This is a genomic window from Bacillus sp. MT(2024) (genome assembly GCF_036362845.1).
GTDB lineage: Bacteria > Bacillota > Bacilli > Bacillales > Bacillaceae > Bacillus > Bacillus velezensis.
In genome coordinates this window covers 3147825-3172537 of record NZ_CP143632.1, presented here as the reverse complement: position 1 = coordinate 3172537, position 24713 = coordinate 3147825, and the positions used below count along the sequence as shown (strand labels likewise).

The window sequence follows — 24713 nt, the reverse complement described above, 5'->3', positions numbered from 1 at the left end:
GATTGGAGTGAAAATGGATGGCTAAAAAAATGCCTGAAATTGGTGAATACAAGTACGGTTTTCACGATAAGGACGTTTCCATTTTCCGTTCAGAGCGCGGATTGACAAAAGAAATCGTAGAAGAAATTTCACGCATGAAAGAAGAGCCTCAATGGATGCTTGATTTCCGCCTGAAATCTCTTGAGCATTTCTACAACATGCCGATGCCGCAGTGGGGCGGGGATTTAAACTCTTTAAACTTTGACGAAATTACGTACTACGTAAAACCGTCTGAGCGTTCAGAGCGTTCTTGGGATGAAGTGCCTGAGGAAATTAAACAGACATTCGACAAACTCGGTATTCCTGAAGCTGAGCAAAAATACCTTGCCGGTGTTTCTGCACAGTATGAATCCGAAGTTGTTTACCACAATATGAAAGAAGATCTTGAAGAGCAAGGCATCGTCTTCAAAGACACAGACAGCGCGCTGAAAGAAAATGAAGACATTTTCCGCGAGCACTGGGCGAAAGTCATTCCGCCGACTGATAACAAGTTTGCGGCGCTGAACTCAGCTGTTTGGTCCGGCGGATCTTTCATCTACGTGCCTAAAGGCGTGAAGGTTGAAACACCGCTTCAAGCTTACTTCCGCATCAACTCTGAAAACATGGGTCAGTTCGAACGTACGCTGATCATCGTTGACGAAGAAGCAAGCGTTCATTACGTAGAGGGCTGTACGGCTCCTGTGTACACAACAAACTCGCTTCACAGCGCGGTTGTTGAAATCATCGTCAAAAAAGGCGGCTACTGCCGTTATACAACAATTCAAAACTGGGCGAACAACGTTTACAACTTAGTAACGAAACGTACGGTTTGTGAAGAAAACGCGACAATGGAATGGGTTGACGGAAACATCGGTTCTAAATTGACGATGAAATATCCGGCTGTCATTCTGAAAGGTGAGGGCGCGCGCGGCATGACGCTCTCTATCGCTCTTGCGGGCAAAGGACAGCATCAGGACGCAGGTGCGAAAATGATTCACCTTGCACCGAATACGTCATCCACAATCGTATCAAAATCGATTTCGAAACAGGGCGGAAAAGTAACATACCGCGGTATCGTCCACTTCGGACGGAAAGCGGACGGCGCCCGTTCAAACATCGAGTGTGATACGCTCATTATGGATAACAAATCAACTTCTGATACAATCCCTTACAATGAAATCCTGAACGACAACATTTCATTGGAGCACGAAGCGAAAGTATCAAAAGTTTCTGAAGAACAGCTTTTCTACTTGATGAGCCGCGGTATTTCTGAAGAAGAAGCAACAGAAATGATCGTTATGGGCTTCATCGAGCCATTCACAAAAGAACTTCCGATGGAATACGCAGTTGAAATGAACCGTTTGATTAAGTTCGAAATGGAAGGCTCCATCGGTTAATAGTAAAACCCCGCCATATGGCGGGGTTTTTTTATTTATTGAATAGTGAAATTTCCGTATTCGCTTGACCGGACATGAATCGGCCCGTTTAAATTGTAGTTCTTCTCTTTGACAATATCGCGGAAAACGTCGACTCGGGCAACCGATTCTCTCCATTCATCCTGGGTGTCCTCATCTGACGGATTCATCAGATCGTCATAGCGCACATCCAAGAATTTATTGAGCCATTTCTTCTCGTCCGTTCCGTCTTTCGGTGACCCGCCCATTTTTTTGTTCGTGCGTTTAATCAGGGCATAAAAGGAGTCTGGATCATCACCGTCACCATGCTGAATCACCGTATCGTACATCACCGCTTTGGCCAAGGCCGTTTTCAGTCCGGCATTTTCTGAACGTTTCATCGCCGGCTGATAATACAAGCTGTCATTTACCTTATCCTGGGCAGCGCGGAAGGCTTTATCATTGCCAAGTGAGCGCCAGGCAGAAGCGAATCCTTTCAGATTGCTGATGTCATCGCTTTCGTCCTTCGCAAGACGGCGCAATTCAGGCAAATACTTTTTCAATTTGTTATTCGGCACCGCTTTCGTGTATACTTCGACTACTTCCAGCGCATCTCCGGTAGCCGTCGTAAAGCCGGCCCGCCCGCAGGTGTAACCTCTTCCGTCATCCAATGCTTCAACATAGCCGTATTGGATTTCCGTCTTTCCGTTTTCAAAGATGCTGGTCAGCTGTTCCGCCCGGCGCTTCTGATCCTTATTCAGCCCGGCCGCAAAAACCGTACCGCTCATCATCAGGGTAAAAAACAGGGTGAAAATAAGAGATGAAACCGCCGTCTTCTTCCAAAAACCTGCTTTTTTCTTCAAACTGATTTTCATTGCCATACCCCTTTCATATGTAAGTTACACACTCAGTATACATGAGGGGTTGTTTTTTTGTTGAAAACACATGAATTTGTCAATATTTTGAATCCTAAGCCCTATCAGGCGCTTCATAAAAAGAACGCACCTTCATCAGACAGACAATCCCGTTCTCGCGTCATTCTCATCTGTAACATAGTCAACGCGGTGAAACCCGCATTGTACAGCCTGCTGAAAAAGGGCTTCGAGCATGTCCGGATCTTTGCAATATAACGTTACATACGAGCAATCTGCGATGAGAAGCACAAGTTCACAGGAACTATCCAAATATTCCTCATACGTATTGATTTCCGTTACCATCCCGCTCGGGAAAGCTTTCAATTCAGCAAAAATCATATAATAAGGGTCTCCTTCCAGACGCTGACGGAGTTCTTGACCCTGAATGATGCGCTGATTTTGCGGAAACAGGTCTGTATCGGTGTCTTCATTGAATTCAGTATACGCCTCTCCGTCACCGATAAACCATGTATAGGAAGAGATGGGGAACGGTTTTAATATGTCTGCCGCAAACCGTCCGATTTCATTTGGGATGTCAAAAGTAATGCCGCGTTTCATATGGTCGTATCTCCTTTCGGCTTTTGCTGGAATAATATGGTATACCATTTGGATAAATATTGAAAGGGGTGAGTGTTATGACAACACGATACGGAATTGATGCGCCTTATGGAGCGTTTGGATTTATCTTTCTTGCGCTCCTTTATGCCGCAGGCACGTTATGCGGTATGATTCCTCCTTACTGGGGCTGGCTGACGGGCACCTTGTTTTTATTGCTCGGTCTTTGGATGCTCTTGTATTCAACGGCCATTAAACTTTCACACCGCCATCGCATTCTTGCGCTTTCCGGGTTAAAGCCGGACATGAAAGTGCTTGATATTGGGACGGGACGGGGGCTGCTAGCCATCGCCGCGGCACAAAAAGGCGCTGACGTCTCAGCGATTGACAAATGGTCAAGCTGGGATCTGGGCGGAAACGGAAGAGACGCATTTGAAAAGAACAGACAGGCAGAAGGAGCGCCGGAAATTGATTTGTATGACGGACTCGCGCAAGCCATGCCGTTTCCTGATAAAACGTTTGACCTTGTCATTTCGCATTTTACCGTACACAACATTTCAGGCAGAAAAGAGAGGGAACGGGCGATCATGGAAATGGTGAGGGTGCTGAAGCCTGGCGGCACATTGGCCGTGTCAGATATAAAAAATACATCACAATACAGAGCAATTCTTGAGGAAAACGGCTTTCACACAAGAACGTATTCCTTTTATTATACGTTTCCGTTTTCAAAACTCATTGTCGCCGTCAGGACTCCGGTAGGAACCGGGCGCTCCATTTGTTAAAATAAATAAGACAAAACAGATAGAAAAGGTGTTACACATGAAGTCTTATATAATTATCGGAGCCGGCATTCTCGGTGCGTCCGCGGCTTATCATCTCGCAAAGGCCGGTGCGGATGTAACGGTCTTTGACAGGAAACACCCGGGGCAGGCGACTGACGCCGCGGCAGGGATCGTCTGCCCATGGCTGTCGCAGCGCCGCAATCAGGCATGGTATGCGATCGCAAAAGGCGGAGCCCGCTATTATAACCAATTGATACAGCAGCTTGTAGCTGACGGAGAAACGGACACCGGTTATCAAAAGGTCGGTGCCGTCAGTCTCCATACGGATGAAAAAAAGCTCAGCCAAATGGAGGAAAGAGCTTATAAAAGAAGAGAGGACGCTCCTGAAATCGGTGACATTACAAGACTGACTCCGGAAGAAACGAAGGCGCTGTTCCCCGCGCTGTCGGAGGAATACGGGGCGGTTCATGTCAGCGGCGCGGCCCGGGTGAACGGGAGGGCGCTTCGTAAGGCGCTGTTAAACGCGGCCGTTAAGCACGGCGCGGCTGTTTACAATGAAGAAGCGTCAATATTGACAGAGGACGGTGCCGTTATCGGTGTGAAAACCGCAGAACGCACGCTTACTGCCGGCCAGGTTCTCGTAACGGCCGGCGCTTGGGCGAGAGAGCTGCTTGAACCGCTCGGCATCCGTTTTTCAGTATCATACCAAAAGGCACAGATCGTTCATTTAGAGCTTCAGGGAGAGGATACGGGCGGCTGGCCCGTCGTCATGCCCCCAAACGATCAATACATTCTCGCGTTTGCAAACGGTCGGATTGTAGCGGGCGCGACTCATGAAAACGATACCGGCATGGATTTGCGGGTGACGGCCGGCGGCCTCCGTGAGATTTTTGACAAAGCATTAACCGTGGCGCCGGGCCTTTCAGACAGTACTGTGATAGAGACAAGAGTCGGTTTCAGGCCGTTTACTCCCGGTTTTCTTCCCGTCATCGGCAAAGTGCCGAATATCAGCGGACTCCTCGTTGCCAACGGGCTGGGCGCCTCAGGGCTGACGAGCGGGCCGTATCTGGGGGCGGAACTGGCAAAACTCGCACTCGGCCAGCAGACGGAAATTGATTTGAGCCTTTATGATCCGGCCGGGGCGCTTGAATAAAAAATAGCTTTTGGCGCATTCTTATGATAGGATGGAGCTTTAATGAATAAGAGGACGTGACCCATTTTGATAAAAATAAACCTTCCTGCTCCTGATGTAACCATTACGGAACGGCAGCAGTCACCGTCGGAAAATGAACCGGCGATTAAAGCGATTTACGGTTTCATTGATTTTCACCAAATTCCGAGAGACAAAGGCGGCATCTTTATGTTTTATAACATTCATGATGAGCTGCTGTTTGTTGGAAAAGCCCGTAAATTAAGACAAAGAATCAAAAAGCATTTTGAAGACAATGTGTCGCCTGTTAAACATCACAGGGACGAAGTGTATAAAATTGAAGTATGTGTCGTCAATGATCCGATGGAAAGGGAGATTTACGAAACGTACGCGATCAATACCCTTCAGTCGAAATACAACATTGAGAAAGTATTTTATAAATAAGGAAAACCGGAGCTTAAGGGCTCCGGTTTTCTTTATGTTTACAGTGCCAGCCACATCACTGCAATATGCACGATCAGCAGACAGTAAACGACGAGGAACAGCTGGACGACCTTTTTTCTGAATAACATGCAGATCATCATGAGCACAGGAAAAATCAGGACGCCGGCCGTTTTATTGATTGATGTATTCGGACGGTTCGACACGTCATAGTGAATGGCCATATCAGCAGGAAGAAACGGATAAAACACAATCGACAGAATAAAGGCGAGAACCACAGCTCCCCACAGCACCTTATCATTCATCAAAAACATATGAACACTCCCTTTTTACATATAATAGTATATTAGTCCGAAAAATCTAATTTATCAATATTTTACCTGTTGAATGGTGTATAATCATGTCAATGAAATTTCCATACGCTAGGAGGGTTTCAATTGACTGACAAGAAGCAAACCAGCATGTTTTCATTCTTTCTTTTTATCATGGCCGCCTGGATCATCGTTTTGTTTTTTACCATCATCGCGGCACTGCCAAGCTCCGCCATCCAATTAACCAAGCACCAATCCAAAACCGTTTCCATGATTTATCCGCAAAGCTGGGGATTTTTCAGTAAAGATCCGAGAGAAGACAGCTTGAACATCTATCTTCTTGATGCCGATGAGGAGCTCAGATGGCCGAATAATTCTCTGAAAAATGTGATCGGCTTAAACCGTTACGGCCGGACGCAAGGGATAGAGCTCGGCCTTATGCTGGAAAAGCTGCCTTCCAAAGAGAAGTGGAACGACTTCACGACTGGCCAAGACATTAAGGATACCACATTTTTGAAAATGAAAAATGAGTCTCCCTCCCCAAGGCTGAAAGGGAAAATGATCATTACATATGAACGCATTACCCCATGGGCATGGAGCCAGCATACCGAAACGAAAAGAACCATCAAAAAATACATCGGAGTGGATGTCAATTGATTCAGGATGCAAAAAAGCAGCTCACCTTATGGATGATGAAGAATCCGCCTTGGACAAATGTGTACGGGCTTGCCAGAAGCTTAATCGCGCTCGGCACGCTGCTGACATTGCTGTTCAATCCGGCGTCTGTCTTCTTCAAAACGCAAAATCAAATGCTCAGCTTTTCCGACACGTTCAGCCTGTTTCTGCTGTTTCCCGATTTCCGTTACATTGAGATCGTCAAAGCCGTCTGTATCTGTATGTTAATCCTTGTCGTCATTGGCTGGCGGCCCCGCCTCACCGGTTTTTTTCACTGGTGGATTTCGTACAGCTTCCAAAACTCCGCCGTTACCCTTGACGGGGGAGATCAAGTGGCTGCCGTTTTTACGCTGCTGCTGCTCCCGCTGACATCAACCGATCCGCGGAAATGGCACTGGTCTCCGTACGAGGCGTCTTTTGAGAAAAGGCCGCTTGAGCCTTATTACCGCTCCTTATGCTGGGCCACACTGACAATCATCAGAATACAGGTCGCGATGCTGTACTTTAACTCTGTCATTGCCAAACTGATGGAAGAAGAGTGGCAGAACGGGACCGCCGTTTATTACTATTTGAATGATCCGATGCTGGGTCTGCCGGATGCGCTTCACAGTCTGTTTGACTTTATCCTGCAGTCCAAGCTTGTCATCATCCCGACTTGGGGCACGCTCATTGTGCAAACCATTATGTTCTGCGCTTTGTTCGCTCCGAAAACATATTGGCGTCCGATATTGTTTATATCCATTTTTATGCACGAAATCTTTGCCGTTATGCTGGGGCTGACCTCGTTTTCCATTACGGTGGCTGGTATTTTGGTCCTGTTTTTGGTGCCGGCAGAGAAAACAGTAGCTTTGAACCATTACAATCCCCTTTTTATCAGATACAATTTTTTCAATAAAAGGAAAAGGAGGAAATTATATGGTTAAAAGCAAGAAGTCCGCAGCTGCCATGATGCTGGTGTTTGTTTTAATGGTCGCATTAGTCGGCCCGCATGCCGCGGCAAAAACTGAGCCGTCCGTCTCTTATTCGGGTGAAGACATTTTTTCCGGCATCTTTTTCGGACAAGGTGAGGTCGCAAAGCTCCTTCCTGAAGTATGGGATACCAAGGCTGTTAAAAAGATTGATCAGGATGAATTAAAGCAAGTTTCCGATCAGGTGATTGCTGATATTAAAAAGTCATCGCCGGATTATTTTAAAGAGTTAAAAGCGGCGGTCTACAGCGGCGATTATGAGAAAGTGAACAGCGTCATTGATCAAGGTTCGCAGATTATGGCGAAAGTGCTGAAAGAAGAGTTTGACAAAAAGAGCATGGACAAAGGAAAATCAACGGCCATCGGCCAATGCGCAACGGCTGTATGGGTATTCTTAAACGCGGCGGCCGCCATTGAGACGATCGCTCTTGCGGTAGCGGCTATCATTTTGACAGTAGCAAGCGTTGACGAAGATTCCGATTTAGGAAAAGAGCAGCTTATCGCTAATGTCGTTGACCGCATTAACGCGCAGCACTGAGGCTGAAGAAAGAAAACGCTAAGGAGACGAACCTTAGCGTTTTTTTGATTGAAGCATCTGTTTTAAATATGCTTCTGAATCAAAGCCGAGTTCCTCGTCGGCTTCTTTTTTCAGTTCAAGCTGAAGTCGCACATACGTGTCATATTTCGGGCTAAGCTTTTGAAGTAGATTGCTGAAAGGCGATCCTTCCTTCAGCGCGGGCAGATCAGAAGCGGATTCTCCGACCTTGATCAGGCTTTCTCTGTATTCTTCATCTGTCTGCACTCTTTTCACAAGCTGAATGATGATGTTTTTATGAGTGTCCCAAGTGGCGGGGTCTCTCTCCAAAATCCGCTCGATAAATTGGTCATGCTGGACTTTGTGCTGCTGGAGCTGAGCCGGATCCTCCCTGCCGACCAGCTGCATCATCGGGTGTGCAGCCGGAACTTCTTCCATATCATCCAATACTTTAATAAGCTTTGCCCATATCGTTTTTTTCTCATCTGTATCAATAGAAAAGTCGAGGAACGGTTCAAACAGCGCGGCGATAAATTCTCCGAAATCTCCCGGGAACAGTTTTTTCAGCTGAAGTCCCATATACTTCGGTTCATCTATTTTGACATCGCCGATATCATGCAGAATTGAATCGACATTTTCCGCATCTTCCACGCGCTTAATCAGCATTTCAGTCAGTTTCCGTTCCTGCTCAAGCTCTTCAATCTGCCGGCTGAGCTTTTGATGCTGCTGGCGCAGTATATCATGCAGACTGCTGCCCTCTAAGAGGAACGCTTTAATATCGCTTACAGACAGTGCCAGCATGCGGAGGGCGGCAATCATTTTCAGCGTATTCACGTTCTGAGCGGAATACTCACGGTATCCGTTATCAGGGTTTTTGCTGACGGTGATTAAACCTTCCTGCTCATAATATTTGATGGCTTTTTTCGTGAGACCCGTCTGCCTGGCGGCTTCTTTTATATTCATTCTGAATCACTCCCTGCTTTTCATTCTAAACGTGTCTCTAAGGGTCAGGTCAAGAGAGGGCGGGAAATAAGACGGTTTTATTTTATATTTTAGAAATTTCAGAAAATATGATTGACAACGCACCTTTGTTGCGATTAATATAACGTTATATAATGTTATATAACGTTATATAATAAAACACTGAGGAGTGAAGGATTTGAGTCAAACTGCCGCACAAGTGAATCACAAGGTTCAGGCTTTCTTGGATGATCTGAAAGGAAAAACGATTGACCACGTCTTTTTCGTCGCTTGCGGGGGTTCTTCAGCCATTATGTATCCGAGCAAGTACGTGTTTGACAGAGAGGCGAAAGCCATCAGCTCTGATCTCTACAGTTCAAATGAATTTATTCAGCGCAATCCCATTCAGCTCGGAGAGAACTCTCTCGTGATTTTATGTTCTCAGTCAGGCAATACGCCGGAAACGGTGAAAGCCGCCGGTTTCGCCAGAAAAAAAGGCGCGCTTACGATTGCGATGACCTTTGAGCCTGATTCGCCGTTAGCGAAAGAAGCCGAATATGTCGCGGTGTATGACTGGGGTGAGAACGCACAGGCGATAAATACGAATTACGGGGTTCTGTATCAAATCGTGTTCGGCGCTTTACACGTGCTGGAAAACCATCCCGCGTTTGAGCAGGCGATCGACGGACTCAATAAGCTCCAGACCGTATATGACAAAGCGCTTAAACAAGAAGCGGATCACGCAAAGGCATTCGCGAAAGCCCACGAAAAAGAAGATATCATTTACACGATGGCAAGCGGTGCGAACTACGGCGTCGCTTACTCCTACAGCATCTGCATTCTCATGGAAATGCAATGGATTCATTCCCACGCCATTCATGCCGGAGAATATTTTCACGGACCGTTCGAAATCATTGATGAATCCGTTCCATTTATTATCCTGCTCGGCTTAGACGAAACAAGACCCCTTGAAGAGCGGGCGCTTTCCTTCTCAAAAAGATACGGCAAAAAACTGACTGTGCTTGATGCGGCAGCATATGATTTTTCCGGAATTGACGATTCTGTAAAAGGCTACCTGGCTCCTCTCGTATTAAACCGGGTGCTCAGAAGCTATGCGGATGCGCTGGCGGAAGCAAGGAACCATCCGTTAAGCCAGCGGCGTTACATGTGGAAAGTCGAATATTAAGAACGCGCATTATATTTCACCGGACTATAATGATATATAACGTTATAGTCCGGTGCAAAGGAGGAAAAGCATCTGAAAAAGCTCATCTGCCTGTTCGTTCTGTTAGCTGTATGTCTGTCAGCCGCCGCCTGTTCAAGCCAAAGCAGTTCCTCTGACGGAAAAGTGACCCTGAAGTTTTTTCACAGGTGGCCGAAGGAGCCGGAAAAAAGCTATTTTGAAGAAGCGGTCAAAGAATTTGAAGCCGCTCATCCGGATATTCATATCCAAACGGAAGCGGTCTTGAACGATTCTTATAAAGACAAGGTGAAAGTCATGCTCGGAACAACGAGCCCCCCTGATATTTTCTTTTCATGGAGCGACCGGTTTGCTTATAAATTCATCAAAGGAGATAAAGCCCTCGATCTGTCGTCTTACTATCAGCAGGATAAAGATTGGTCCTCACAGCTTGTGCAGTCACAAATCAAACCCTTTACGCATAACGGAAAACAGTACGGTGTTCCGTGGCAAATGGACGCTAAATCATTCTTTTATAATAAGGACATTTTTAATACATTACATTTGAAGCCCCCGGCGACATGGGATGAACTGATCACAGTCTGTGAGAAATTGAAAGAGAACGGATATATTCCGATCAGTTTCGGCACAAAAGCGCCTTGGACCATTTCTCATTATATCGGGACGCTGAACCAGCGTATGGTGGATGAGAAAACGCGGGCTAAGGATTACAGCCCGGAAACCGGGGAGTTTACGGACGAAGGCTATGTCAAAGCGCTTGAAAAGCTTCAGGAACTTCTGCCGTACTTTACAAAGCACGTGAACTCCGTTGATCACGAATACGTGCGCCAGCAGTTTACGAGCGGCAAAGCGGCGATGATTTATGCGGAAACGGCAGAAATTAAGCTCGTCGAACCGGTCAATCTGGGCTTGTTTCCTTTCCCGAAAATCAGCGGCGAAAAGGGATCTCCCCGTGCACTGACCGGATCTCCGGAAGGATTTATGATTTCCTCAAAAACGAAGCACCCGAAAGAAGCTATGGAATTTCTTCAGTTTTTAACCTCGAAAAAAATGGGAGAGAAGCTGATAAAAGACGTTGGTAAATACAGCGCGGTTCAGGGAACGGCGACAGAAAACAATTCCACCCCGATCCAGCGCGAAGCCGTGCAGGATATCGTCCGCGCCGAAACAATGGTGCCGTGGTTTGATATGGATGTTGACGTTGAAATCGCCGATGTGTATGCGGCAGGCGTTCAGCAGATGCTCGGCGGCACAATGACACCGCGCGAGGTGATGAATTCCGTGCAGAAAGCGGCGCGTCAGGTCAAAGCGTCATCTGAATAGAACAGATTTCTTTGGAGAAAGGAGATGAGGATTTCCTTGGTCAGCCGAAAACGTTTCATTCCGTATCTGTTTCTCGCGCCCGCGCTGATTTTTCTGCTGTTCGTTTACATTCCGATTATTGAAAATGTGTTTTTCAGTCTGTTTGAATGGAGCTCATTTCAACCCGAAAAGACGTTTATCGGTTTGAAAAATTATATTGACCTGTTTCACGATCCCGTGTTTTTTACAGCACTCCGCAACAATGTGCTGTATGCGGTCATATCGCTGATTTGCCAGGTTGGCGGCGGTTTAATTCTGGCGGCCGTGCTGGAAGACAGATTGGTAAGAAAATGGTCGCCGTTTTTCCGTACGGTATTTTTTCTTCCGGTCGTCATTTCCATGACCGTCATTGCGCTGTTGTTTGATTTTATTTATAACCCGGAAATCGGGCTTTTGAATCAGCTGCTGGAAGCCGTCGGACTTGATGAACTGACCCGGGCGTGGCTGGGCGATGAAAACACCGCTATGCTGTCTGTCATTTTTGTGTCTCAATGGCAGTCTGTCGGTTACATCGCCATGCTGTACATTGTCTCGATTCAGAGCATTCCCGCTGAATTATATGAATCGGCGCAGCTGGACGGAGCCGGAAAAATCCAGCAGTTTTTTCACATTACGGTGCCGCAGACGAAAGAAATGTCGTTTGTTGCCGTGGTGATGACGCTGACCGGCGCATTTACCGTATTTAATGAACCGTATATTCTGACCGGCGGAGGGCCGGGCAATGCTTCAGAAGTGCTGAGCACATTTTTGTATAAGAGCGCTTTTACAAAGGATATGATGGGCTACGCTTCTGCGATCGCCACGGTGGTGCTTTTGCTGACGCTTGCTCTGTCGCTTATTCAGATGAAATTCTTTAAGACCGGAAAGGAGGAGTAGCCGATGCTTCCTGAAAAGACGGACTTGCGTCATGCCCGTCAGGCCGTCAGAACAGGCGGAAAACCGAGAAAATGGTATGTCGGAGAAACGTCTGTGTGGCTGTTTCTCTTTATCTACCTCATTGCCGTTGCTTATCCGCTGTTATGGATGGCGGTCAGCGCCTTTAAAAGCTCGGATGAGATTTTTGAGCACAGCTGGTCGCTGCCCTCTGTCTGGCATCCCGAAAACTTCGTATCCGCATGGAACCAAGGGATTTCCGCTTATTTTATGAACAGCGTCATTGTGACCGTGCTGACTTGTCTCATCACCGTATTTGTGAGCGCCTGGGCGGCATACGGGCTGGCCCGTTTTCAATTTAAAGGAAAAGGGTTTGTGCTGATCATTTGTCTTGGCGGCTTGATGCTGACGCCGCAGGTCAGTCTTGTGCCGCTGTACTCCATTATCCAGTCATTGGGACTGTACAATACGTATTGGGCATTGATTCTTCCGTACGCAGCCTACCGTATTCCGTTTACCGTGATTCTGATCCGTTCCTATTTTTTGTCGATTTCCAAAGAGCTTGAGGAAGCGGCCTATCTGGATGGATGTACAAGTTTCGGAATATTTTTCAGAATATTCTTACCTATGAGCGTGCCGATTCTGGTGACATCAGGCATTTTGACGGCTTACCATACATGGAATGAGTTTATGTTTGCGATTATTTTTATCGATGATGAAAATTTACGGACGATTCCGGCCGGGCTGATGCAGTTCAGAGATGCGCTGCAGACGGATTGGGGCGTGCTGCTGGCCGGGCTGACGATTTCTGCTGCTCCGATCATCGCGCTGTTTTTATTGATGCAGAGATATTTTATCCGCGGTATTGCAGCGGGAAGCGTGAAAGGATAAGGGGGATGAAAAGATGAAACTGATAGCGGCCGGAGATAATGTAGTAGATTATTATCAGGATCAGGAGACGTTTTACCCGGGCGGAAATGCGTTAAATGTAGCCGTGCTTGCCCGGCGCTTAGGCCACGAAACTTCTTATATCGGGATTCTCGGCAGTGATGAAGCGGCGGATCACGTATTGAATGTGCTGAAACTGGAAAAGGTGAATGCCGATCTGATCCGCCGGGCATACGGAGAAAATGGGATGGCGGTCGTCACGCTTGATGAAAAAGGGGACAGGATATTTGCCGGATCAAATAAAGGCGGCGTGCAATCGCGTCTGACGCTCGCTTTTCAGGAGAATGACATCTCATTTATCTCCGGACATGATCTGCTGCATACGAGCGTATACAGCAGGATAGAACGTGACCTTCCGATGCTGAGCGGCCATGTGCCGATTTCCTTTGACTTCTCTGTAAAACGTGACGAAGCCTATTTAGAAGCGGTCTGTCCGTACGTAACGTATGCATTTTTTTCCGGGAGTGATTTGAGTGAAAGTGAATGTGTGCGGGTTGCCGAAAAAGCCCGCGGTTTCGGAGCGAAAATCGTCTGTCTGACAAGGGGAGAACATGGCGCGGTGTTATCGGATGGGGAACGCGTCTATCATCAGCCGGTGGTAAGAGCTGATATAATAGATACATTGGGCGCGGGTGATTCTTTTATTGCCGGGTTTCTTACCGATTTCTTCGAGCATCAGGATATTCGGCGAGCGCTTACTGCGGCCGCCGGGACGGCTGCCAAAACATGCGGAGGGTTCGGAGCGTTCGGTTACGGGCATCCCTACAGGCCGGACGGCGGGAAAAGCAGTGAAAAAACGAGAATACGATAAGCATTGTCTCGTTTTTTATACTTGTTACGCATAGGGGCTGTTAATGGTAAACGTAACGCGGTCGGTATGCATTAAAAACAGCGAGCTGTATATCGGCTGGTCTTTTGACATAAAAGCGGTTTTGTCAATTTCAAAAAGCGCATCCCCGATATCACAAGCCAGATAGCGGCTTTCTTCCTGCTTGGCGTATACCACATTTAACAGCTTCGTATTATGGGTGGGCACCACCTGATAGTGCTGTTTCAAAATGTCATGCATCGACACGCCGCCTTTAATATGCTTGCCGATGTCGGGAAATAAACTGAGCGGATAGTGGGCGATTTCGAATGAGAGCGGCTGGTCGTCGTGAAATAAAATGCGTTTTAATTCAAGAACGGGACTTTCGGAAGCGACGCGAAGTTTTTGAGCGATGGATTTAGGCGCTTCAATGATTTCATGGGAAAGGATCTGGTGTTTCGGTTTTTTTCCCGTTGATTCCATAAATTCAGAGTAGCCGTTGACCGCGATGAGCTCCCGCTTCAGTTTAGGGCTTTTAACGAACGTTCCCTTTCCCTGCTGCCGGACGAGCCAGCCTTCTTCCACAAGATCAAGGATGGCCTTCCTGACCGTTATGCGGCTGACGTTGTACGTTTCGCACAGCTCATTTTCAGTCGGCAGTTTTACGGACGCCGAATAAACGCCCTTCTTGATATCGTCCGCGATAATTTGTTTCAGCTGAATATATAAAGGTTTCGAGCTCCCGTTATTTAACAATGGGACGGACCTCCTTTGTCAAGTAGTAGTACTATTATATGTATTATGACGTTATAATACAAATTTGCTTTTCATTTATGAATCTGTCAGAAACCCCGAACATTTTTAACATAACAGAAAGATGTGGCGGTTTCCAGTATTGGAGGAGGTTTCGAATGGCATCATTAACATTTGACCATATCAAAAAAACATACGGCGCCCAATCGGCGGCAGTGAAGAATTTTCACTTAGATGTAAAGGATGAGGAGCTGCTGGTGCTTGTCGGTCCCTCCGGCTGCGGCAAATCTACGACACTCAGAATGATTGCCGGACTGGAGAGCATTTCTGAAGGGAAGCTTTATATCGATGGAGACGCGGTGAACGATCTGCCCCCGAAGGATCGTGATATCGCAATGGTTTTTCAGAATTATGCGCTGTATCCCCACATGACGGTGTTTGACAATATGGCGTTCGGTTTGAAGCTCAGAAAGCTGCCGAAAAAAGAAATCGCAGAGCGAGTCCGGACGGCCGCTGATATTTTGGAAATCGGGCATCTGCTCAAGCGGAAACCGAAGGCTCTTTCAGGCGGGCAGCGGCAGCGGGTTGCGCTCGGCCGGTCGATCGTGCGGGAGCCGAAAGTGTTTCTGATGGACGAGCCGCTTTCCAACTTAGACGCGAAATTGCGTGTGACGATGCGCGCCGAAATCAGCAAGCTCCATCAGCGTTTGAAAGCGACCATCGTTTATGTGACGCATGATCAGACGGAAGCGATGACAATGGGCGACCGGATTGTCGTGATGAATGAAGGAGATATTCAGCAGGCCGCAAGCCCCCATGAGATTTATCATTATCCGGCGAATATGTTTGTGGCGGGTTTTATCGGTTCTCCGAGTATGAATTTTATAAAAGGCGTCATAGAAGAAAGTCACGGGCAATGGTATTTTGCCGGTTCGTCCGTTCGTCTGCCCATTCCGAAAGAAAAAGCGGCCGTTCTTGTCCAGAAAGGATACAGCGGTAAGGAGATGACTGCGGGGCTGCGTCCGGAGCATTTGACGCTTGCCGGACAATCAGAGAACCCGCCCGAAGCGGTGTGCCGCGCTGTGGCGGAAGTATGTGAGAACTTAGGCGCGGAGATGTACGTTCATGCGGTGAGCGGAGATGACCGCATGACGATCCGTCTTGACGGCGCTTCAGAGGTGAAACCCGGCGATGCCATTCTGCTTGCGGTCAATATGAACCGGGCCGTCTTTTTTGATGCCGACACTGAAAACGCCGTATATTGAAAAAGGGAGCCTGATGATGGGGCTCCCTTATCACTTCTTATGATACGATTACCAGATTTCGTCCGCCCATTCCGGGTGGTCGATAAACGGATTGCGGTTATGCTGATAGTCTTCGTAAATGATTTCGTTCCGCCGTTTTTCCTTACTGTCGACGGGGTCTTGTTTATTCCATTTGAGCAAAACGGACAGTTTTCCCATGTAAGGAGCTGAGCCGTTTCCGGTTTTATCATTCAGCTCAAGGTCGGGATACCCGTCGCCGCCTTCATAACGCACCGCCATGTAAAACAGCATGCGGGCGACGTCTCCTTTGACCTCATCGCGCGGCTCCCAGGAATCACCGTCATAATAATTGCCCGGCGCTTTCGGGTATTCTGAGCCTCCGTTATCAAAATCCATGTTTCCTCTGGCGCTGTTCACCTGGACGTCTGCAGGGCGCAGATGATGAATGTCCGTCCCGGGGCCGGCAGCTGTTCCGAAGTTTCCGTGTGACTTTGCCCACACGTGTTCACGGTTCCAGTCCCCGACGCTGCCGCCGTTTTTACTTTTGGCCCGTGATTCCTGGGTGTAGAGCAAGATGACATTGTTCGGATTTGCCGGATCTTCGTCAGTTTCCTTCAATGCATTCCATACTTGGCTGTAAGACAGCTTAGTATGTCCGCTGATGATGCGGTGCAGGGCGCTCTTTAAGGCTGTTCCGCTTTTTCCGGAAGCTTCTTTGTAATATGTGTCCGTATCCGCAGACGGAGTGATGACAGCTGAGGCAGTTTGCGGAAAAAGAGTTGTGCCGCCGGAAGTTGAAACCGCGAGCCGGCTGTACAGATTTGTGTCAGCCGGCGCGCCCGCAGAGGCTGACGGCGCAGCCCATCCAAAAATGAAAAACAGGCAGACAATCGGCAGAAACCAAAGTTTTTTTGTCATGACTTGCCCTCCTTTACCTCTATTATCCAAAAAATAAATCTAATATTCTATCTTTTTTGAAAAATGGTTCCTTCGGCTTATGGGACAGAGGGGCGGTTTCTTGGTCAAAGTATCCGGAAAATCATTGATTTTTTAGAGGATATGATAATGAACTCATAATGCGCTCCTTCTATAATGAAGATCATCTTGTCAGTTTTTCAGTTTAAAAGGAGGGCGTGTATGGAACATCAGCAGCTTTCGGCGGCGAATATCGGGATTTCCGACGACATACAATGGCTGTCTCAATTCGGCGCTTCCGCTTCCGGCGGAGTGACGAGGCTTTTATATACGAAAGAATGGATGGACGCCCAGCTTGCCGTCAAAAAGAAAATGGAGGCGTTCGGGCTGGAAACGGCATTTGACGATGTCGGTAACGTATTCGGCCGTCTGAACGGCACAGAATCGCCTGATCAGGTGATTCTGACCGGGTCGCATATTGACACCGTTATTGACGGCGGCAAATATGACGGTGCGTTCGGCGTGCTGGCGGGCATGCTGGCGATCCGGCATTTGCATGAGACGTGCGGGCGTCCGAAAAAAACGCTGGAGGCTGTGTCACTCTGTGAAGAGGAAGGGAGCCGTTTTCCCATCACCTATTGGGGCTCAGGCAATATCACCGGTGCTTTCTCGCTTTCAGATGCGGAAACGCCGAAAGACGCGTCCGGCATTTCTCTGAAAGAAGCCATGCGGCAGAACGGCTTCGGTGCAGGCCGTTATCCGGCGCCGCTACGCACTGATATTAGTGCCTTTCTGGAAATTCATATAGAACAGGGGCAAACGCTTGAACGATCGGGAAAGGATATCGGGATTGTCACCGGGATTGCCGGACAGAGACGCTATACCGTTACGCTTGACGGTGAATGCAACCATGCGGGGACCACTTCAATGAAATGGCGGAAAGATCCGCTCGCGGCGGGAAGCAGCATCATCCACGAACTCATGCTCTCAGCGGAAAGACAGCCGGAAGAGCTCCGCCTGACGTGCGGGAAAATGACGGTTGAGCCGAATATGGCGAATGTCATTCCGGGCCGTATCCAGTTTTCCGTTGATATTCGCCACCAGCAGGAAGACGTGCTGGCAGCCTTCCGTCAGAAACTGGTGTCGATTATTGAAAACATCAGCCGCAGCAAAGGAGTCAGACCTGTTATTGATGAATATATGAGGATAGAGCCGGTTCAAATGGATCAGACACTGACACGAACCGCAGCAGAGGCTGCAAAAGAGCAGGGGGCGGACCCGGAGAAGATCGTAAGCGGAGCGGGACATGACGCCCAGATGCTCGGCAGAACCTTTCCGGCCTGCATGCTGTTTGTGCCGAGCCGTGGCGGGATCAGCCACTCGCCGCTTGAATTCACACCCGCACATCAGCTTGAAACCGGCGTCCTTACGCTGGCGAATGTATTACATAAACTTGCCTATTAACGTAAAGGGGGAATCGGCGTGCCGACCAGAAAAGAATTGTGCATTCCGCAAAGAACGATTATGACACCGGGACCGACAGAAGCTGAACCGAGAGTGCTGAGGGCGATGGGCGCTCCGATCCTCGGCCAGTTTGACCCGGCATTTACCGGCATCATGAATGAAACGATGCAAATGCTCCGTGAATTGTTTCAAACTGAGAACCGCTGGGCCTATCCGATTGACGGCACATCAAGAGCGGGGATTGAGGCTGTTCTCGCAAGTGTGATAGAACCGGGCGACAGCGTGCTCGTTCCGATATACGGACGCTTCGGACACCTGCTGACTGAAATCGCCGAGCGGTACGGAGCGGACGTTCATACGATCGAGTGTGAATGGGGAACGGTCTTCCGGCCTGAAGAGATTATCAGCGAGATGAAAAAGATTTCCCCGAAAATCGTCGCTATGGTGCACGGAGAAACATCAACGGGGCGGATTCACCCGCTGAAAGAAATCGGGGAAGCGTGCCGCGCCCAAGACGCACTCTTTATCGTGGATGCCGTGGCCACGATCGGAGGCTGCGCCGTAAAAACGGATGAATGGAAGATTGACGCAGTTATCGGGGGAACGCAAAAATGCCTATCGGTCCCTTCCGGAATGGCGCCGATTACTTATAATGACCGGACGGCAGCTGTCATTGCCGCGCGTAAAAAGGTAGAACGTGGCATTGCGACGGCAGCTGACGGTAAAATGCTGTCCGGTCATCGGCCGGTTACGAGCAACTATTTTGATCTGAGCCAGCTCGAAGATTATTGGAGTGAAAGAAGGCTGAATCACCATACAGAAGCGACAGCAATGCTTTATGCGCTGCGGGAGGGTGTGCGCCTTGTCCTGGAAGAAGGACTTGAAGAACGGTTCCGCAGGCATCAGCGTCATGAAAAAGCGCTTACGGCGGGACTTGCAGCGATGGGCCTTGATTTATTCGGCGATCCGGAGGCGAAGCTGCCTGTCGTCACATGTGTGAAGATTCCGCCGGAAGCAGACGGCGAATCGATCAGGAGTATGCTTTTGTCTCAATTCGGAATTGAAATCGCCAGCTCGTTCGGTCCGCTGCAGGGGAAAATTTGGAGAATCGGAACGATGGGCTACAGCTGCAGAAAGGAAAATGTGCTGTTTGTGCTGGCCGGACTTGAGGCGGTTCTGATCAGACACGGAGTTGCAGTTAAAGCCGGGGAAGCGCTGCAGGCGGCCCTTAACATATATGATCTGCCGGCTGAAACCGGTGTGCTGTCATGAGACATGAAAACGAGATTGAAATCATCTGGACTTTTTTCCCTTTTCCCCGTTATACTGAATGGTATAAAAAATGACAAATATGGAATGATCATCTGTTTGTCTGGGGAGAAGGTAAGAAATCATGGCGTACATAGGCCGATTGTCAATTTTAATGCTGAATATGTTTATTGCGATGCTTGGAATCGGATTGATTATTCCGATTATGCCCGCATATATTACCGAATTCGGAGCGACGGGGAGCACGATGGGTCTGCTTGTTGCGGCGGCGGGGCTTACACAGCTTTTATTTGCGCCTATTGCCGGGGAAATAACCGACAAATACGGACGGCGGAAACTGATTATTTTCGGCATTGCCGCCTTTGCCGTGTCACAATTGATCTTCGCCTTTGCCGGAAGCCTGTGGCAATTGTTCGCATCCCGGCTTTTGGGCGGGATGGGCGCGGCGTTTTTAATGCCGTCAATGTTCGCTTACATAGCGGATATTACGACCGAGGAAGAACGCGGGAAAGGAATGGGGCTGTTCAGCGCGGCGATGACGCTCGGTGTCGTCATCGGGCCCGGTGTCGGAGGCTATTTGGTTCATTACGGCATGTCTGTGCCGTTCATCGTGTCCGCAAGTCTCGCCTGCTTTTCAACGGTGCTTTCATTTTTCTTTCTGCCCGAAACGCTTGGACGTGAAAAGCAGCTGGAAGCCCGGGCGAAAACGGAAAAACGTGAGCATCTGTTTAAGCAAATGTCACGCGCGCTCAAATCGCCGTTCGCGTTTATGCTGATTCTGGTTTTTGTGCTGAACTTCGGAATTATGAACTTTGAATCCGTTTTCGGCCTTTACGTTGACCATAAACACGGATTTAAAGCCTCTGATATTGCCTTTATTATTACGGCTGCGGGTCTCATCGGCGTGTTTGTGCAGGCGGTCGGCGTCAGTTATCTCGTCCGCAGGTTCGGGGAAAAGCGCGTCATTAACGTGACGTTGATCGGGGCTGCTGCAGGACTTGTGTGGTGCCGGTTTGCGGGTTCATATTGGGCCGTTTTTGCCGCGGCAATCTTTTTCCTGACGCTGACATCGCTGCTCCGGCCGGCCGTTAATACGATGCTGTCGAAGCTCGCCGGTGACCAGCAGGGGTTTGCCGGCGGGATGAACACCTCATTCATCAGCTTAGCGAATATCGCCGGACCGTCAGCCGCCGGTTTTCTCTTTGATGTAAATATGGAATTTCCGTATATGCTGGGAGCGGCCATTCTCGCCATCAGTTTTCTGGCCGCGCTTGGCTGGGGCAAAAAGACACAGACCCGGCCGTTCACGCAGCAAGGATAAGAATCAAAAGCCTCCGGGTATCCGGAGGCTTTTTGCTGATTGTCGTTTATTCTTTGGCGGTCTGCATCTCTGAAATTGCAGGGATGCGCATAGAGGGAAAATCATATCGAACCAGTTGTTCCGTATGCTCAAGCATGGCGCGAATGGAAACCGGAACAGGTGTAGATAAAGTAAAACCAGCTTTATTGCTTGACGAGTCTGACGAATTTGATCTGCCGGAAGTTGATCAAAAAAGAAAGCAGTCAGGCAGGGACAATATTGAGCGGCGTAAATGCTGAGGAAGAAAAAGCAGTGTTTTGGAACTTGCTGTTTCGTATGCAGGGGGGAGAGCATTCTGATAAAACGGGTCATTGAAATAATACGAACTGTTCAGAAGGGGGCGATTGGTGACAACAAGGAGAGGTTATCTTATAACCTCTCACGGAAGATGTTGTGATGGTTCTCCTGCACGAATTTTGCAGATTAAAACCCGCAATTAGGCCAACACACAATTATGCAAGAGACAATCATCTAAAAAGGGTGTCGGTAAGTACAATATGGTGTACGGAAAAGGAGTTGAAAATGTTGTATTATTACCCGTCATTCCATTTGTATCAGCGGCAAGAATTTAATTATTATCCATGGGCCCATCAATTGACTCATTCAGGGAGCTCCCCCTATGTTTCCGCGCGCCCTCCTTTTTATAATTCTCCATGTTACAGAGAGTGCATAAGAAGCGGAGCGGATAGTTATTTCTGCTGCTATATCTGCGGTTTCTGTTAAAAAGAAAGACTTATAGAAGTAAGTGATCTTTCCAAGATGACAGTGAGACCATTATCCAGACAGCCATTAGTCAACACACGAAGCTTTATTACGGTTCACGGAGGGGAAGCGCCCCTCCTTTTTTGGAGAGATTTTTTCCGCTGTGAACGGAGAATGTATCAGCGTAGCCAAAACTCCGCGTGAAAAAGGAAAAGAGCATTTCCTCTTTCCTTTAGGAGGAAGTCATTTCTGCGTATCAAAATTTAAACAATGAAAGTGCCTTCTCGGGAGGGCGACTGAAGTATGCAGTATTGTGCGCGGATAGTCACGGGGAACACAAGCAGTGAAATCTCATTGCAAGGAAAGTCTTTTTAAACCGGCTCTTCATTTTCTTTGCTTACCTTCTGAGGAATAAAGCGGCGGGCCGCAAATAAATAAAAGCGAATAGCGTAAGGCGGTGCTTATTCGGCAAGGAGAAATGAAAGAAAGATGAAGATGAGAGACGTTTTATCTGCTGACACGAAACAGCAGCTTAAAAAAGTGTTAAGTCCTTCTACAAAGGCAGATGAACAGGAATTGGGAAGAAATCATGGGAACGAGACGTGACACCTCAGACGTATAGGCGGCTGTATACGTAGGAAATGAGCCTTTTGTTCCACACACGAATTTTCAATATATGGAATATACAATTATTGTAAGGTGAATTCATTATATAGGAAAGAGGTAAATGTTCAATGTATCCAAATTATTATTACCCATATTTTGGGGAAAGTCGTGCTTTTGAAGGTTTAATTGGTCAATTTCACACTCTCCTTTTTAATCTAACTTTGCCAAATGGACGGTTGCTTACTGCTGGTACACGTGTGTTTATACACAGGTCTGAGTATACACCAGCAGGTCAAGAATTTGTTACTATAGTATTTCCTTTGTCTATTGGCGGAAACTGTATAGCTGGTTCAGCTGTAGTTTCGGCTAGTCAACTCACTCCTGGAGGAATCCAAACAGTTAGATAAAATACTAATTTAAGTATCATCGTTTGAGATGATACTTATTTATTTTGAGGAAGAGAGGTAAGTGAAGATCCTTGCGAAAGAAGCAGACGCACAAAAACTTGTTTACGGTATCGTTTATGAGCCGGACACCGTGGATGCTCACGAGGATTTCATGACAGCTGCAGAAATTGAGAAGGCCGCTCACGGCTTCCTGAAAGGATACTCGTCAGGGTTTTGATGGCAACATTTTTTGAGGATTTAGCTGAATGATTCACCTTAAATAGGATGCGGGAGAACACCCCGCATCCCTGTCTCTAACGATTCCTTAACCGATCAGCCGCTGCATTCTCAGCGCGAGCCGCAGGCGCATCGTCGTCTCCGGATCTTTTAAGCTTTTGCCGAGCAGTTCCTCGCATTTTTCTAAACGATAGATCACCGTATTTCGATGGACGTACAGGCGCTTAGCCGTTTCTGAAATCTGGCAGTGGGTCTCCAGGTAAACAGACAGCGTATGAAGCAGGCTCTGATCTTCCTTTTGCCGGTCGGCCAGGCTTTGGAGGGTGGCTTCGTAAAACTTCTTCACATCTTCCGCCGGAAGCAGGCGGAGCAGCTCCGGCACGTCTTTGGCATGATAGATTTGAATAAACTCCGCGCTTCTGGACAAATGCCCGGATGAAATGGCGTCTGAAGCTTCAGTAAAAGCGTCAGGGACGTCGATCAGCTTTTGGCATATGTTTGAGATGCCGAAGGAGACAGTCCGTTTAAACTGCGTCCGGACCTGCTTTTGAAACTGCTCCAAAAAGCTGATGACAGACGCGTGCATTTCATTCCAGCTGTCTGTCGCTTCAATTAAAAGAATACCGACATTTCCTTTAATAAAGAGATGAGGGGGAAACGGAAAGGATGACAGCTCCCCTTCAAGCAGATCAAATACATGATCGGAAACGAGCTGATTTTCGGTAAAGCTGATCGTTTTCTCATTTCGGTCGAGTTTTCCGCAAATGCACATGTATTTCTGATCCCAGCGGAGCCGGAATTCTTTGGCACGGCTTTTGATTTCTTCATGGCCTGTAAACGAGCGGTCGATGAAATTGCTGAAAAATTCATTGCGCGCCCGTCTGCCGAATTGTTTGACGGCATTTTCTTTCAGCAGTTCAAAGGAAATGACGTTGGCCGCCTGTTCAATTGTCAAAATCATGCCTTTATCAGCGGTCTGCACCAGCTCCGGAATCACCAGATAACCGCAGTTTTTTTCAACATTCAGAATCGGCAGGACAGAATACGCCTTTCTGTCGGAGAGCATGGAAAAGCAGGTGAAATAAGGACCGGAAAGGGAATAACAGATGTTTTTCAATAAAGACGTGTCAATGGGTATGCTGTGGGACGATGATAAGAGTTTTGTATGCTGATCCAAAAGCAGCACGGGAAGCCGGAGAATGTCTGAGAGCTTCTTAAGCAGGGATTGCAGCCCTTTGCCGCTCATGATGTGGTTTGTGAATTTTTTATGGGTGTAAATGGCCTGCTGCAGCTCATTTGAACGCATATCAAGAATATGGCTCAGTGTGGCGTTGACGATATCTCCCAGCCTGATGTCTTCCGGCAGCTCAATAATCGGAAATTCATACCGGTCGGCAAGCTCCGCGGCATCTTTCGGAATGACATTAAGATAGCGCTTCGTTTTGATCCCCAGTCCCGCGCAGCCCCGTTTTGCCATGAGGCGGATCAAATCTTTCAACAGCTGCGGGCGATCCTTCAAGTGGTAAGCCGTCGTGACGAGCAATTCATTTTTATGTAAAAAATCAGCGATGTCCGGCGCATCCATCATGTTGACGTGCTGCACCTCCCTCCAGCCGCCGGATCTGCCTGCGATTAATGCCGCCCGCTCATAAGCGGGAATCTTCATCACATCATAAATGTTCATCAGTCAATCTCCTTTCAGGTTCTAAAGACAACCATTAGTTAATATGAATAAAAATCATCAAAAATTATAGCGGTTTTGCTGATGTATTACGATCATAGTAGCAGTAAACTGGCAATCATAGACGCATGTTGTGATAAAAACTGACAGAAAATCGTCATCCTTACAGGGAGGAAGATA

At 47.9% G+C, this 24713-nt stretch carries 25 protein-coding genes and 1 pseudogene; 19 read left to right on the top strand and 7 right to left on the bottom strand.

Annotated features, from left to right (window positions below; genetic code table 11):
* Nucleotides 1-17 precede the first annotated feature (17 nt).
* Nucleotides 18-1415 carry a Fe-S cluster assembly protein SufB gene (sufB, locus tag VP472_RS15835; protein ID WP_007410090.1) on the top strand — a complete coding sequence of 466 codons (1398 nt, stop codon included), beginning with the start codon at nucleotides 18-20 and terminating at the stop codon, nucleotides 1413-1415.
* Between the two features lie 35 nt (nucleotides 1416-1450).
* On the opposite strand, the gene csn is transcribed toward sufB, so the two are convergent.
* Both csn and VP472_RS15825 read right to left on the bottom strand, forming a co-directional pair.
* Nucleotides 1451-2287: a chitosanase gene (gene csn, locus VP472_RS15830; RefSeq protein ID WP_058906335.1), complete on the bottom strand. Its 837-nt coding sequence runs from the start codon at nucleotides 2285-2287 to the stop codon at nucleotides 1451-1453.
* Between the two features lie 135 nt (nucleotides 2288-2422).
* Nucleotides 2423-2884: a DUF2691 family protein gene (locus VP472_RS15825; protein WP_146275459.1), complete on the bottom strand. Its 462-nt coding sequence runs from the start codon at nucleotides 2882-2884 to the stop codon at nucleotides 2423-2425.
* Between the two features lie 77 nt (nucleotides 2885-2961).
* Between VP472_RS15825 and VP472_RS15820 the strand changes: the two genes are divergently transcribed.
* From VP472_RS15820 to VP472_RS15810, 3 genes are all read left to right on the top strand, one after another.
* Nucleotides 2962-3663, top strand: a complete 702-nt coding sequence (locus VP472_RS15820; RefSeq protein WP_146275457.1) for a class I SAM-dependent methyltransferase — start codon at nucleotides 2962-2964, stop codon at nucleotides 3661-3663.
* Nucleotides 3664-3700: 37 nt separating this feature from the next.
* On the top strand, nucleotides 3701-4816 hold the full coding sequence (locus VP472_RS15815; RefSeq protein ID WP_146275455.1) for an NAD(P)/FAD-dependent oxidoreductase: 1116 nt from the start codon (nucleotides 3701-3703) through the stop codon (nucleotides 4814-4816).
* A 66-nt stretch (nucleotides 4817-4882) separates the two neighbouring features.
* A complete protein-coding gene (locus tag VP472_RS15810; protein WP_007410094.1) occupies nucleotides 4883-5257 on the top strand; it encodes a nucleotide excision repair endonuclease in 375 nt (124 codons plus the stop codon).
* A 38-nt stretch (nucleotides 5258-5295) separates the two neighbouring features.
* Here the strand turns inward: VP472_RS15810 and VP472_RS15805 are convergent, their stop codons facing one another.
* Nucleotides 5296-5568, bottom strand: coding sequence for a DUF1648 domain-containing protein (locus tag VP472_RS15805; protein WP_007410095.1), 273 nt, complete (start codon nucleotides 5566-5568; stop codon nucleotides 5296-5298).
* A 123-nt stretch (nucleotides 5569-5691) separates the two neighbouring features.
* Here VP472_RS15805 and VP472_RS15800 point away from each other — a divergent pair, with 123 nt between their 5' ends.
* The 3 genes from VP472_RS15800 to VP472_RS15790 are packed head-to-tail and all read left to right on the top strand — an operon-like array spanning nucleotide 5692 to nucleotide 7746.
* Nucleotides 5692-6222, top strand: a complete 531-nt coding sequence (locus tag VP472_RS15800) for an SdpA family antimicrobial peptide system protein (protein WP_025285231.1) — start codon at nucleotides 5692-5694, stop codon at nucleotides 6220-6222.
* On the top strand, nucleotides 6219-7163 hold the full coding sequence (locus VP472_RS15795; RefSeq protein ID WP_146275453.1) for a sporulation-delaying protein SdpB family protein: 945 nt from the start codon (nucleotides 6219-6221) through the stop codon (nucleotides 7161-7163). The genes VP472_RS15800 and VP472_RS15795 overlap by 4 nt, the downstream gene beginning before the upstream one ends.
* On the top strand, nucleotides 7156-7746 hold the full coding sequence (locus VP472_RS15790; protein ID WP_007410098.1) for a sporulation delaying protein family toxin: 591 nt from the start codon (nucleotides 7156-7158) through the stop codon (nucleotides 7744-7746). Before VP472_RS15795 ends, VP472_RS15790 begins: the two co-directional genes overlap by 8 nt.
* A gap of 33 nt (nucleotides 7747-7779) precedes the next feature.
* Here VP472_RS15790 and VP472_RS15785 read toward each other — a convergent pair whose 3' ends face one another.
* A complete protein-coding gene (locus tag VP472_RS15785) occupies nucleotides 7780-8706 on the bottom strand; it encodes a MerR family transcriptional regulator (protein WP_070082324.1) in 927 nt (308 codons plus the stop codon).
* Between the two features lie 196 nt (nucleotides 8707-8902).
* Here VP472_RS15785 and VP472_RS15780 point away from each other — a divergent pair, with 196 nt between their 5' ends.
* The 5 genes from VP472_RS15780 to VP472_RS15760 all read left to right on the top strand — a co-directional run bounded on the left by VP472_RS15780 (nucleotide 8903) and on the right by VP472_RS15760 (nucleotide 13898).
* A complete protein-coding gene (locus tag VP472_RS15780) occupies nucleotides 8903-9889 on the top strand; it encodes an SIS domain-containing protein (protein ID WP_003151892.1) in 987 nt (328 codons plus the stop codon).
* A gap of 72 nt (nucleotides 9890-9961) precedes the next feature.
* The gene (locus VP472_RS15775) at nucleotides 9962-11227 is read left to right on the top strand and encodes an ABC transporter substrate-binding protein (protein WP_146275451.1); all 1266 of its coding nucleotides are present in this window, start codon (nucleotides 9962-9964) and stop codon (nucleotides 11225-11227) included.
* A 24-nt stretch (nucleotides 11228-11251) separates the two neighbouring features.
* Nucleotides 11252-12142: a carbohydrate ABC transporter permease gene (locus VP472_RS15770; protein ID WP_012118373.1), complete on the top strand. Its 891-nt coding sequence runs from the start codon at nucleotides 11252-11254 to the stop codon at nucleotides 12140-12142.
* 3 nt (nucleotides 12143-12145) lie between these two features.
* A complete protein-coding gene (locus VP472_RS15765) occupies nucleotides 12146-13030 on the top strand; it encodes a carbohydrate ABC transporter permease (RefSeq protein ID WP_003151895.1) in 885 nt (294 codons plus the stop codon).
* A gap of 13 nt (nucleotides 13031-13043) precedes the next feature.
* Nucleotides 13044-13898: a PfkB family carbohydrate kinase gene (locus VP472_RS15760; protein ID WP_003151896.1), complete on the top strand. Its 855-nt coding sequence runs from the start codon at nucleotides 13044-13046 to the stop codon at nucleotides 13896-13898.
* 24 nt (nucleotides 13899-13922) lie between these two features.
* Here the strand turns inward: VP472_RS15760 and VP472_RS15755 are convergent, their stop codons facing one another.
* Nucleotides 13923-14651, bottom strand: coding sequence for a transcriptional regulator FrlR (locus tag VP472_RS15755; protein ID WP_146275449.1), 729 nt, complete (start codon nucleotides 14649-14651; stop codon nucleotides 13923-13925).
* A 155-nt stretch (nucleotides 14652-14806) separates the two neighbouring features.
* On the opposite strand from VP472_RS15755, the gene VP472_RS15750 reads away from it, so the two are divergent.
* A complete protein-coding gene (locus VP472_RS15750; protein ID WP_146275447.1) occupies nucleotides 14807-15913 on the top strand; it encodes an ABC transporter ATP-binding protein in 1107 nt (368 codons plus the stop codon).
* A 48-nt stretch (nucleotides 15914-15961) separates the two neighbouring features.
* Here the strand turns inward: VP472_RS15750 and VP472_RS15745 are convergent, their stop codons facing one another.
* Nucleotides 15962-16831 carry an endonuclease I family protein gene (locus VP472_RS15745; RefSeq protein ID WP_070082321.1) on the bottom strand — a complete coding sequence of 290 codons (870 nt, stop codon included), beginning with the start codon at nucleotides 16829-16831 and terminating at the stop codon, nucleotides 15962-15964.
* A gap of 219 nt (nucleotides 16832-17050) precedes the next feature.
* On the opposite strand from VP472_RS15745, the gene allC reads away from it, so the two are divergent.
* The 6 genes and pseudogenes from allC to VP472_RS15715 all read left to right on the top strand — a co-directional run.
* Nucleotides 17051-18292: an allantoate deiminase gene (gene allC, locus VP472_RS15740; protein ID WP_146275445.1), complete on the top strand. Its 1242-nt coding sequence runs from the start codon at nucleotides 17051-17053 to the stop codon at nucleotides 18290-18292.
* Between the two features lie 60 nt (nucleotides 18293-18352).
* Nucleotides 18353-19564 (top strand): pyridoxal-phosphate-dependent aminotransferase family protein, encoded by a 1212-nt coding sequence (locus VP472_RS15735; protein ID WP_217365457.1) that lies wholly within the window; start codon nucleotides 18353-18355, stop codon nucleotides 19562-19564.
* 121 nt (nucleotides 19565-19685) lie between these two features.
* Nucleotides 19686-20882, top strand: a complete 1197-nt coding sequence (locus VP472_RS15730) for an MFS transporter (RefSeq protein WP_077722788.1) — start codon at nucleotides 19686-19688, stop codon at nucleotides 20880-20882.
* Nucleotides 20883-20914: 32 nt separating this feature from the next.
* Nucleotides 20915-21160: a hypothetical protein gene (locus VP472_RS15725; RefSeq protein WP_039253979.1), complete on the top strand. Its 246-nt coding sequence runs from the start codon at nucleotides 20915-20917 to the stop codon at nucleotides 21158-21160.
* A 1197-nt stretch (nucleotides 21161-22357) separates the two neighbouring features.
* Nucleotides 22358-22636 carry a hypothetical protein gene (locus tag VP472_RS15720; protein WP_077722787.1) on the top strand — a complete coding sequence of 93 codons (279 nt, stop codon included), beginning with the start codon at nucleotides 22358-22360 and terminating at the stop codon, nucleotides 22634-22636.
* A gap of 61 nt (nucleotides 22637-22697) precedes the next feature.
* Nucleotides 22698-22832: pseudogene (locus VP472_RS15715) on the top strand (XkdF-like putative serine protease domain-containing protein); the annotation flags it as partial.
* Between the two features lie 108 nt (nucleotides 22833-22940).
* Here VP472_RS15715 and VP472_RS15710 read toward each other — a convergent pair.
* A complete protein-coding gene (locus VP472_RS15710; protein ID WP_039253981.1) occupies nucleotides 22941-24536 on the bottom strand; it encodes a PucR family transcriptional regulator in 1596 nt (531 codons plus the stop codon).
* Between the last annotated feature and the right edge of the window lie 177 nt (nucleotides 24537-24713).